General features: G+C 69.2%; 9 protein-coding genes and 2 pseudogenes. 5 read left to right on the top strand and 6 right to left on the bottom strand.

Features of this window, described 5'->3' with window-relative positions:
* Nucleotides 1–2,510, bottom strand: a 2,510-nt coding sequence (locus B118_RS0106650; protein ID WP_028192541.1) for an ATP-binding protein, incomplete at its 3' end; no start/stop codon positions are given.
* A 186-nt stretch (nucleotides 2,511–2,696) separates the two neighbouring features.
* Between B118_RS0106650 and B118_RS0106645 the strand changes: the two genes are divergently transcribed.
* Entirely contained in the window at nucleotides 2,697–3,401 is a 705-nt protein-coding gene (locus B118_RS0106645; RefSeq protein ID WP_018812559.1) for a DUF4386 domain-containing protein, read from the top strand.
* A gap of 207 nt (nucleotides 3,402–3,608) precedes the next feature.
* Nucleotides 3,609–3,935 (top strand): MTH1187 family thiamine-binding protein, encoded by a 327-nt coding sequence (locus B118_RS29955; RefSeq protein ID WP_080645085.1) that lies wholly within the window; start codon nucleotides 3,609–3,611, stop codon nucleotides 3,933–3,935.
* Nucleotides 3,936–4,042: 107 nt separating this feature from the next.
* On the opposite strand, the gene B118_RS0106640 is transcribed toward B118_RS29955, so the two are convergent.
* Entirely contained in the window at nucleotides 4,043–5,290 is a 1,248-nt protein-coding gene (locus B118_RS0106640; protein ID WP_026270929.1) for an MFS transporter, read from the bottom strand.
* A 19-nt stretch (nucleotides 5,291–5,309) separates the two neighbouring features.
* Nucleotides 5,310–6,450 (bottom strand): annotated as a pseudogene (locus B118_RS0106635) (MFS transporter); the annotation flags it as partial.
* A 93-nt stretch (nucleotides 6,451–6,543) separates the two neighbouring features.
* Here B118_RS0106635 and B118_RS0106630 point away from each other — a divergent pair.
* The 3 genes from B118_RS0106630 (at nucleotide 6,544) to B118_RS29950 (ending at nucleotide 8,953) form a co-directional block, all read left to right on the top strand.
* Nucleotides 6,544–7,071, top strand: a complete 528-nt coding sequence (locus B118_RS0106630; RefSeq protein WP_018812562.1) for a SigE family RNA polymerase sigma factor — start codon at nucleotides 6,544–6,546, stop codon at nucleotides 7,069–7,071.
* Nucleotides 7,068–8,201: a hypothetical protein gene (locus B118_RS0106625; protein WP_018812563.1), complete on the top strand. Its 1,134-nt coding sequence runs from the start codon at nucleotides 7,068–7,070 to the stop codon at nucleotides 8,199–8,201. The genes B118_RS0106630 and B118_RS0106625 overlap by 4 nt, the downstream gene beginning before the upstream one ends.
* Nucleotides 8,202–8,287: 86 nt before the next feature.
* Complete coding sequence (locus tag B118_RS29950) at nucleotides 8,288–8,953, top strand: GOLPH3/VPS74 family protein (RefSeq protein WP_162173346.1); 666 nt, start codon at nucleotides 8,288–8,290, stop codon at nucleotides 8,951–8,953.
* On the opposite strand, the pseudogene B118_RS33610 reads toward B118_RS29950, so the two are convergent.
* From B118_RS33610 to B118_RS0106610, 3 genes and pseudogenes are all read right to left on the bottom strand, one after another.
* A pseudogene (locus tag B118_RS33610) lies at nucleotides 8,886–9,296 on the bottom strand (phosphotransferase); the annotation flags it as partial. The gene B118_RS29950 and the pseudogene B118_RS33610 sit on opposite strands and share 68 nt — an antisense overlap.
* Nucleotides 9,208–9,540 carry a phosphotransferase gene (locus B118_RS33850; protein WP_420329449.1) on the bottom strand — a complete coding sequence of 111 codons (333 nt, stop codon included), beginning with the start codon at nucleotides 9,538–9,540 and terminating at the stop codon, nucleotides 9,208–9,210. The pseudogene B118_RS33610 and the gene B118_RS33850, both read right to left, overlap by 89 nt.
* Nucleotides 9,541–9,617: 77 nt before the next feature.
* Nucleotides 9,618–10,553 (bottom strand): phosphotransferase, encoded by a 936-nt coding sequence (locus B118_RS0106610; RefSeq protein WP_018812566.1) that lies wholly within the window; start codon nucleotides 10,551–10,553, stop codon nucleotides 9,618–9,620.
* Between the last annotated feature and the right edge of the window lie 330 nt (nucleotides 10,554–10,883).

Genomic DNA, 10,883 nt, shown 5'->3' with positions numbered 1-10,883 from the left:
AGTAGCTGGTAGGCGGCTCTGCGGTCGCCGCGCCGGAACAGCGCCTGGGCACGCACGGACTGGTTCGGTGAGTGGGTGCGTGCCGGCAGCGGCACATCGATCGCCTGGTCGAACAACGTGTCCGCGGCGGCCCGTCGACCTTGGAAGGCGGCGGAGAAGCCGAGCAGCATCAGCGTCCAGTGCAGCAGGGTGGGTGGGCCGTGGCTGCGGAACCGGTCGACGAGCGGGGTGAGCTGGGCCTCTCCGCGTGCGTACTGTCCCTGAAAGACCAACGCTACGCCGAGGTCGACCTCGACCTGCGCGGCGAGATCATCGGCGCCGAGCCGGCGCAGCTCGGCCAGCGCTGGCGGCGCCGTGTGTATCTGCGCGGCGTAGTCGTCGTGGACGTTGGCCCGCAGGTGCCGGGCTACCGGGTCGGCCGGTTCGCAGTGCTGCCGGACCAGGGCGTCGAACCCGGCTGGATCCTGACGGACGTGATAGCGGGACGCGGCAGCGATCAGGCCGGTCACGTCCCGCGGCCGGTCCTCGGGCGGTGCCTGTTCGAGGAGGCGTTGCGCCCACTGCCCGACTTCGTGCCGGTGCCGTCGGGCGGCCTCGGTGGCGATCGGCCGGAACAGGTCATGGGCGAGGCGGTAGTCGCCGCGGGCAAAGGCCCGGTCCACCGCTACGCGAAGGTTGGGCCACAGCTCGTCCAGCCGGGCGACCCCCTGGACTTCCGCCGGTCCGGTGAGCTGGTCGTGCAGCGAGGTCACCCGTTCCCGCACGTACCGGGTGTGCGCGGTCTGGGCGGGTGCGGCCGCCGGTCCCGCGGCGAGGTGTTCGGCGGCGAACTGGCGGATTGGTTCCAGCAACCTGAACTGCTGGCCGAACGGGCCGGGTTCGGCGGTAACCATCGAGCGCTGCACGAGGCGGTGCAGCACATCGTTGACGTCCAAGCCGCTGCCGGCGGCAACGGCCGCAGCTCCGGCCCGGTCGACGGGGCCGGAGCACACCGACAGCCGTTGTAGCAGGTCCTGTTCGGCCACGGTGAGCAGCCGGTAGGACCACTGGATCGTGGCGCGCATGGTGCGGTGCCGGTCCGCCCCGGTTCGCCGCCCGCCGACCAGTAGACCGAGCTGATCGTCGAGACGCTCGCGGATCTCCTGCGGGGTGTGACTGACGGTGTGGGCGGCGGCCAGCTCGATGGCGAGGGGAAGCCCGTCGAGGCAGCGGCAGATCTCCTCGATCACCTCCCGTACGGCATCCGTCGTGACCGCGGCGGTCAACGCGTGCGCACGTTCGGCGAACAGGTCGGCGCCGGCCCCCGCCGCAGGCAAGGGTGGCACGGCGAACAGCCGTTCGAGTCCGTGGCTGAGACCGAGCGGTTCCCGTGCGGTGGCCAGCACCCGCACCTGCGGACAGCCGTCGGCGACGGCCTGGGCCAGGCGGGCCGCGCCGTCCACGACGTGTTCGCAGTTGTCGAGCACGAGCAGCGCCCGGAGTGAGCCCAGAGCCAGCACAATGGACTCACTCAGCGATCGGCCTGGGCCCTCCTCCACGCGCACCGCCGCGGCGACGGCTTGGGGAACGTCCTGGTCGGTCGTGATCTCGGTCAGGTCGACCAGCCAGGCACCGTGCTCGAACCGGGCCCGTTGGGCGGCCGCGACGGCGAGCGCGGTCTTGCCGATGCCACCCGGCCCGACCAGGGTGACCACCGGGCTCTCGGCCAACGCCTGGCCGATACGGTCAAGGTCATCGTCGCGGCCGAGCAGTCGTACGGCGCGCCGGGGCAGCCGGTCGACCGGCTCGGACCGCTGCTCGCCGCCGATGCGGTGGTCCTGGCCGAGAATCGCCACCTCCAGGCGGCGCAGTCGCGGCCCGGGCTCCACACCCAGATGCTCGATCAGCCGTTGCCGGGCAGTGCGGTACGCGGCCAGCGCGTCGGCCTGCCGGCCCACCCGGTACAGCGCCGTCATCAGCAGTGCCCAGATGCCCTCCCGGAACGGATACCGCGCGCTCAGCTCGGTCAACGGCCCCACGGTCGCTGCGGCGTCCGCGTCCACCCGGGCGGCGAGATCGGCCTCGACGGCGCCGAGCCACCGCTCGACCAGGCCGTCCACGGCCGCAGCCAGGCCGGGCACCGGCACCCCGGCCAGCGGATCGCCGGTCCACTCGGCGAGCGCACCGGCGAGGTCGCCGGCCTCGACCCGCCGGCCGAACCGGATCACGTCGACCGCATCGGCGGGCACATCGAGACGGTACGCGGCACCCGAGCGCACAATCCTCGTGGCGCCCAGACCGCCCCGTAGCCGAGCGATGTACGACTGCAGGGTTCGGACGGCTGTCCGGGGTGGTTGCTCGCCCCACAGCAGATCGATCAGCCGCCAGTCCGGAACCGCCACGCCGGGCTGCAACGCCAGGGCCGCCAGCAGCGCACGGCACTTACCCGCCCCGATGTCGACGGCGGCGCCGTTCCCGTCCACCACCTCGACCCCACCGAGCAACCGTATGCGTACCGCCGGCCCTGCCATAGCCACTCCCGCGTCCGATACCCCGCCCCGACCCGCAGCTCAACATTTGCGCAACGCCTGCACAACGCCGGCCCAACGTCTACCCGGCACGATCGGTCCACCTCGATCGCGGGACGCAGGTCGCCGCCCGCCGCTCGAACCCGCCGCAGCCCGACCCGGGGTTGCCACGATACTGCTGGAGGAACGATGTCCGAACGGTCCGCTGCCCGCCTCGCCGGTGCCCTCTTCCTACTGGTCATCGCGGTCGTCCTGGCAAGTTCGGCTGCTGCCGGCAGCGGCGCCGGCATCGCGGAGCGGCTCGACGACATTGCCACAGACCCGTCCGGGCTACGGCTGAGCATCGTGCTGCTGGCCGTCGCCGGCACCGCCACGCTGGGCCTGGCCGCCATGCTGCACGCCATCACCCGGCGACAGGACCCGTCTCTGGCCGCCTTCGCCCTGGTCTGCCGGGCGGTGGAGTCGGGACTCTACGCGGTACAGATCCTCGGTGCCATGCTGCTCCTGTCGCTCAGCCGGCAACGTACGGACAGCGCCCGGGACCTGGGCGCGGCGACGGTCGACATCGCTGCGTGGAGCACGAACGTCGGCGCCTGCTTCTTCGCCGTCGGCAGTGCCGTGTTCGCCTACCTACTGCTGCGGTCCCGCGCGATCCCCCGACCGCTGGCCAGCCTCGGCCTGCTCGCATCGCTGCTGCTCGCCGTCAGCGTCCCCGTGCAAAGTGCCGCCGGCGCCGTCACCGCCGAAGGCGCCGGGATACTGCTGTGGCTGCCGATGCTCGCCTTCGAAGTCATTGCCGGTGGCTGGCTCCTCATCAAGGGCCTACGGTCCACGAACCCCGTCCGCTCACCTTTCGTTGGCGCGCAGGAGAGCGACGAAGTGAGAACAGCATGACCATGCAGCTCAACTCAATCATGATCGCAGGGGTTGGCCGAATTTGATTCGGTCCAGCCAGCGCCCCCCGGGAGGGGTGACTGGTGGATACTCCAGCGCGGGATCCACCCCAGTAACACTGGATTCAGTCTGCGCTTTAGCTTCACCACCGGCTCTCTGCAGATAGGCTGAGCAGGCCAGCCTCGCCAGATCTTGGAGGATGCAGCTATGCCCGTTCTGGTCGCGTTCTCGGTCACTCCACTCGGCGTCGGCGAAGACATCGGTGAACTTGTGGCTGAAGCCGTACGCGTGGTCCGCGAGTCGGGTCTACCGAACCACACTGATGCGATGTTCACCCTGATCGAGGGCGAAACCTGGGATCAGGTGTTCGAGGTGATCAAAAACGCGGTCGATGCGGTATCAGTGCGATCGCCGAGGGTCAGCACAGTAATCAAGATGGACTATCACCAATATAAATCAAGCGCCATAACGGCCAGGATGGAAGCCGTCGAACGATATCTTGCATCTGGTCACGAAGAAAAGTCCTCAGCTTGATGTGGAGCTTCCGACTCGACGCCGCACCCGTACCTTCTCGCAGCCGACGCAACACCGGCAGATTATTTCGTCGTGACCCGCCCGGTGCGGAATCCGCGCCGGGCAGGTCACGGGCGATCAGTACTGTGGAACGAAGTGGATACGGTAGCGGCCACGACCGGGCTGGCGCCGGGGACCGGAGCTGACCGGGGCCGGAGGCGATGGCGCCCGAGCACAGCCGCGAGCGCCCCGATGACGCCACCAACCACCGCGAGCAGGAACGCGGTGGTGCTGTCGGTCGCGTCCACCGCCTGGCCGCCGACGGCAGCTCCGGCGGCCAGGCCGACCGCCACCGCGCTGGACAGCCAGGCGAACCCCTCAGTCAGCGCGGCGCGGGGCACCAGTGATGCGGCCAGCGAACTTCCGGAGATCAGGATCGGCGACACGGCGACACCCGCGAGCACGACGCCGACGGCCAACACCGGCACGGTGTCCGCGAACACCATCGGCACGGCGACGACGCACAGCGCGGCGGCCGACCCCACGAGGCGTTGCAGGGACGTGATCCGGCCGATCGGCACCGACCCGTACACCAGCCCGGCGACGAGGCTGCCGACCGCAAACAGCGCGAGCAGCACGCCCGCGGCACCGGTGGCGCCGCGCTCGGAACTGAACGACACCACAGCGACGTCGACCGCACCGAGAAACACCCCGAGGCCGGCGTAGATGGTGAGCAGGACCCCCATGCCCCGGGCCCGGACCGCACTCGCCCGCCGTTGCTGAGGCGCCCGCGGTGGTTCGGTACGCCGCTGGACGGCGAGCGCAAGCGAGCCGAGCACGGTGAGCGCCAGGGAGCACAGCAGCCCGGCCGCCGGGAACCAGCCCACCGCCAAGGCGGTGACCAGCATCGGACCGGCCACGTAGACGACCTCGTCGAGGATGGATTCGAAAGCATACGCCGTCGGCAGCCGGGCCGAATCGACGAGTACCGTCCACCGGGCCCGGACCAACGGGCCGAGCGGCAGGGCCGACGCCCCCACGAGCACGGCGGAGCCGATCAACGTCCACGCCGGGGCCGATCGGCTGGCCAGGAGGACGAGCGCCACCATCCCGAAGGCGTGTACGAACACCGAGACGGCGATGACGATCCGCTGCCCGACCTGGTCGGCGGCCCGCCCCAACGCCGGGGCGGCAACCGCCTGCGCCAACGTGAGCGCCGCGGTGACCACGCCGGCGAGGCCGTACGAGTCGGATTGAATGGAGATCATGAGCAGGCAGCCGAGGCTGCGCATCGACATGGGCAGCCGACCGACGAAGCCGGCGGACACGAAGCGGACAGCACCCGGCGTGCCGAGCAGCTCGCGGTACGCGCGCAAAGCCACCTACCCTTTCCCCGGTCCAGGTCCAGATCGAGTCGACCAGAAAGATGATCAGCCAAATCCTACTGGCGCCCAGCTGCCACGGCGCGTCGCCAAGGTCGCCGTTGACGGCCTCCAGCAGGGTGAACCGGCCGCTCGCGACCGTAGCGAGCCAGGAGTGGCTGGGTGCCGCGAAGGCCACCTGCCCGGCGATGAACACGGCCGCCCGGACGGTCCAGCGACGCCGCAACTCGGCCGGCGAGCGGCGGCGCTGCGGTGGCGGCGCCGATGGCACGGTCTCCGCCGCCGGCGTCGCCACCAGGTCCGCAGATGCCCATTCCGCGCCTGAGGCTGCCGTCGGAGGCCTCGGCGGCGACGACCTGCTCCACCGGGATCGCTGCCGCCAGGCAGGCAGGGAAGATTGCCCACAGTGCTCCGATGACGACCGGCGTGGCCGCGAAGGCCAACCCGACGGCGACGACGGCGCTGGCAACCAGCGAGGAGGTCAGGGTTGCCGCGCGTCCGATCCGCCGTACGACTGCGTACAGGCGCAGCGGCAGCGCGGTGAGGATGACGAAACCGGGCAGAAATACCAGTGCCAACTGACCGACGGTGAGGCCAAAGCCCCGCTGTAGGTGCAGCAAGAGCAGCAGGGACACTCCGAACTCGACGGTAGCGGTGACCGCCACCACCACGAGCAGTGGGCGCAGCCGGCGGGTGACCTGTCGCAGGTCGGCCTGGGTGCGCGACCGCCCGCCGGTCTGCGTCGGGCTGGACAGGAGCAGCACCGCGGCCAGTAGGCAGGCGGCCCCGGCGGTGGCAAAGACCAGCTGGCACCGGTCGTTGTCGAGGAGTGTCAGCGCGATGAGGAAGCCGGTCCCGATGCCGGTCCCCTCGGCCGCCAACAGCCGACTGAAGACCGCCGCATCGTCGCGCAAGTGCTCACCGACGCGCGCTCGCGGCGCCACCCAGAACAGCCCGCCACCGATTCCGTTGCAGACAGCAGCGCCGAACGCCACGCCAAGGTTGTTTGCAAGCGCGTACCCGAAGAGTGAAAGCCCGAAGAGGATCGCACCGACCGCGGCCACCCGCGCCCGGTCGAAGCGATCGGCCAGGACCCCGGCGGCCGGCCGGCACAACACGGACAGCAGCGCCTCGGTCGCGGCCAGGACACTCACCCACGCCGAATTCGATTCGTGAAGTCGAACGACTCAACCTGCCTCCCGCCGACCGGCGTTAGACAGGTAGCGGATGCGGGTCAGGGGGCGGAGATGTCGGGTCAGGAGCAGTACGCGGGATTTCGGGAGTTCGTTCTGTCGCGGGGACAGGCTCTCTCCCGGGCCGCCTACCTACTGACCGGTGACCACCAGGCAGCCGAGGACCTCCTGCAGGAGGCCCTGGCCAGGACTGCGCGGCACTGGCGCCGAATCGAGCGGGACGGCCACCCCGAGGCCTACGTCCGGACGGCGATGGTGAACCAGCTCCGTTCGTGGTATCGACGGCGACGCCCAATCGAGCTACCAAGCGCCAGCGTGCCGGACCGGTCGGGCGGGGCCGATGTCGCCGACCACGTGACCCAACAGGCCGCGCTCGCTCGCCTCTTGGCGTGGCTCCCGCCCCGTCAACGGGCAGTGCTGTACCTGCGGTACTACGAAGATCTGTCGGAGGTCGACACCGCTCGACTACTGCGGTGTTCGGTGGGCACGGTCAAACGACACGCGCACGACGCACTCGTACGCCTCCGGAAGCAGCCTGCGCACCTGTTGGATTCGCACCCCTCATCGGAGGCGAGGAAATGACCGAGGACTTCCGTAGCGCCTACCGTACGCTCGCCGAAGAGGCCGGTAGCTACGCCGACCCGGAACGGGCGATCGCTGTCGCGCGTCGCCGCCGGCGAAACAGCGCCCTGGTGCTGCCGGCGGTGCTGACGGTCGCGATCACCATCGGCGCCGTCCTCGCGGTACGCCCAGATTCGGGCCCAGCACCCACGCAGCCCCTCGGACCCGGTGTCACCGCGTCAGCCCAAGCACCGGCGGCCGCAACGCCCCTACCCGCGACCGCGGTCGGTGCCGCCACATTGGTGTACGCGCCGTGTCGGGACTGCTCGACCCAGATCGTGCTGGCCACCGGCGCCCACCACCTCGTGCCCTCAGACGATGTCGGCATGACCGCGATCGGCGCATCGCTCTCCCCGGACGGCCGGTGGCTCAGCTACCCGGCAGGCCAAGACATGAAGATCCGCGACCTAACCGGCGACCACGTCTGGACGGTCGCTTCGTCCGGACCGCAGCGCCGGGTTGGCGTCTGGGCCTGGTCGGTGGACTCGTCCCGGATACTGCTCGGCGACTACCACGATGGACAGGACAACACGTACACGGTGCTGCAACTCGGCACCGGCACCCGCACAGCCGTGGACGTCGCCGAGGAGGACCTCATCGTCGGGCTACTGCCGACCGGTGAGGTGCTCACGACGCCGGACCTACTCGGCCCGAGCCGGCTACGTAGCACTCGAATCACCCTCACCGCCGGCACCGGGACGGCAGCACGCACGATTGACGTCGACGCGACCCGATGGCTCGACACCGCCGAGACGTTGGGGTGGCACGATGCCGTGCACCCCGCCGTTGACGGCGGATACTCGCTGGTCGTCGCCACCTATCCCGGCGAGGGGCCCGACCCCACGGCAGTGCTGCGGGTCAACGCCGCCGGAGAGATTACCGACCGCCAGGACATCCCGTCCCGGGACAACCGGTTCCAATACTGGTACGTGGTCGGATCGGATGGATCCGATGTCCTATTCGGCAAGGTGGAGACCCTGACAGGTCAGCAGGCAACCACGCTCATAGCCGTCCAGCCGGACGGACAGTTGCGGGAGGTCACCACGCTGCCCCAAGAGGCGGTCATCAGGGCACCCAGCACTCAAAAATGAATCCGTTCCCACACCTGACCGACGGCAATACGGGATGCACTTCTACTGGTGATTGCCCACTGCCAATCTTGGGGTATTATTGCTGGGTGACCGCACTTTCGCTAACTGAGGAACTGGCATTACTTGCCTTGTGCGAAGACGGCGCATTTCGTGGCCCACCAGAGTATCTTGATCTTGGCTTGGCAGCCGGGCTGCTGGCAGACCTGTCCGTCGCCGAAAAACTCGACCACGTCCAGGGCAACGTCGTGGTCAGGAGTGCGGAGCCAACCAGTAACCCTCTGAACGATGCGGCACTTCGCGAGGTCGAGCAAGACCGGAAACCTCGCGCCCCGCGGCATTGGGTTGTTCGCTTGACCAAGGATATCCAAACCCGCGTGATCGCTAAGCTGACACGAGATGAACAACTGATTCAAGCGAGCCGAAAGAGGTTTTCCCTACTTCCGGGTGGCCGATATCAAGTGACCACCCTGGGTGAATCCTCCTTGACCGAGGCTCGGCAAAGCCTCAGACTCGCAGCACTTGGCACCGGAAATGTCGATCAAAGAACTGGGAGCCTCTGTGCACTGGTCGGCGCGCTGGGCTGGGGCGCTGGCCTGGTTCCTGACTTACCCGCTCAAGACGTGGACCGCCAGTTCACCACTATGCGTCGTTCATTCTGGTCAGCCAGCGCACTGTCGGAACTGATCAGCGAGAAGCGTGCCGGGCCATGGGGCCCGACGGTTGCCAAGATCGCCACGAACCTAAATGATTAGCCAACCCAAAGCAGCTCACTTCCCGCCGGAAGGCCGCACGGCTGTCGCCGTGGAAGAACGACCAGGCGATCACCAGGTCGCACGCCGGGTCCCCGACTCCACAGCCGCCGAAGTCGATCACCGCACTCAACCGGCCGCCCTACACCAGCAGGTTGACGGCACTCATGTCGCCGTGATGCCAGACCGGTGAACCGGTCCAACTGCTCTCCTGAGCGGTCTTCCACACCTCCGTCGCGCCGGGCGCATCGATGACGTCAACGAGAGCGTCGATCGCTGTCCGCGCCGACTCGTCCCAATGGGAGGGGCTGGCGCCGCGGTAGAAGCTGTGCCGACCCGCCACCGGCCCGCCCGTTCCATCGACCGCGTAGCGGGCAGCCAGGAAGCGGCCAAGGTCCACCGCCAGCCCACAGGTCCGCTACCCGATCAACGGTCGCGTGATGACCAGGCAGCCACTCGTACACCGACCAAGGGCGCGGGAAGCACGAACCGGGCTCTCCGCGGCCGAGCGGCCGAGGAATGTCGACCGGTGGGTACCCGCTCAGCCTGGGCAGCCAGCAGTGCTCCTTCTTCACCTGCGCCGAGTACATCTCGGCGCTGCGCAGGCGAACCAGCCGGGAGGACCAGCCAGCGATGGCCTGGTTCGCTCAGTGCCGCAGCGGCGGGCTCAGGCCGACGCGGCCTCCAGGTTGCCGGCGAGGTATCTCAGCGCCGCGGCGGCGTCGGCACCATCACCGTGCGGACGGCGGAGGTCGTCGAGGAAGGCGGCAACGTCGGCGAGAGGCCACCAGAGCCGGTAGAGAGCGATCCCGGACGGCGACACGGTGCGACCGCTGATTCGGCGGTACCGGGAGCGCACCTGCGCGTCCACGCCCGCGGGCTCCTCCCGGAGCAATCCGGCGAACGCATCGGTAAGCATCCACACGTCCCGCTCCGGGGGCGCCAGCTGCACTGTGGCCCAGTCGATCAGCCAGGCTCCGGTGGGTGAACGCAGGATGTTGCCGGGATGCGGCTCACCGTGGGTGACCACCCAGTCGGACCCGGCACCGCGTACCTCGGCAACGAGCTGGTCGAACCTCTCCAGCCACTGCCGTACCCGCTCCTCGTGCAGGAGCAACAAATCCCGGGCAGCCGCGGCGTGCGGGCCACCGGTCCAGGGCCGACCCAGGTCAGCGAGGGCCGCGTTCAGCCCGTCCCTGCCGGGCAGCAGCAAGTCGGCGCGGGGCGCCAGATGAGCGACCGCGGGAGTGGCCCGGTGCACCTCGGCGATAAGCCCGGTCACCTCGGCGACCTCCTCGCGCCGATGGGGGCCGAACTGCCCGGCGACGCCGGCAATGGTCGGAAACACCGACAGGGCGTACCGGGACGACAGTCTCCACAACGGTGCCCCGTTCCCGGCCGGAACGGGCGCAAGCACGAATCCGAGTCCCGCGTCGCGGTGCAGGGTCAGGGCGGTCTCCTGGGAGCGGCTGAGCCGGCCGAACTCCTCATCCTGCCCGTCCGCCACAAAGCCGAGATCGTCGACCTTGACGAACCACTTCGAGCCGCGCTGATCGGTCGCTGACCAATGGTGACTGCCGAAGCCGACCGGAAGGTGAGTCAACGATTCGACGCGGATGCACCATCCTGCACGCAACGCCGCGCGTAGTTCTTCCTCAGCAAGGTTTTCTGGCCTGTCCCGCATGGGTGCCATCGTGACGGAAGCTGCGCACGCCAGCAGTGCCAGGTTCCGGCGTCGGGTGGGATGAGCCCCAGCGACATCGCCTTCACCACGGCCGCCGTACGGTCGGAAACGCCGAGCTTCGCGAACGCCCGCAGCAGTTGGTCTTGACTTTGGCGTACCGCATCCGAGTGAGCAGCCGGGTCGCGACCGTCGGTGACAGCACTGTCTCGCCACGCGCCGCCGCCCGGATGGCGCCGAGCAGGTCCTGTT

Origin of the sequence: Salinispora pacifica CNR114 (assembly GCF_000514775.1) — a bacterium.
Classification (GTDB): domain Bacteria; phylum Actinomycetota; class Actinomycetes; order Mycobacteriales; family Micromonosporaceae; genus Micromonospora; species Micromonospora pacifica.
Note: the sequence above shows the minus strand (reverse complement) of the source record. Positions and strands in the feature narration are given on the sequence as shown.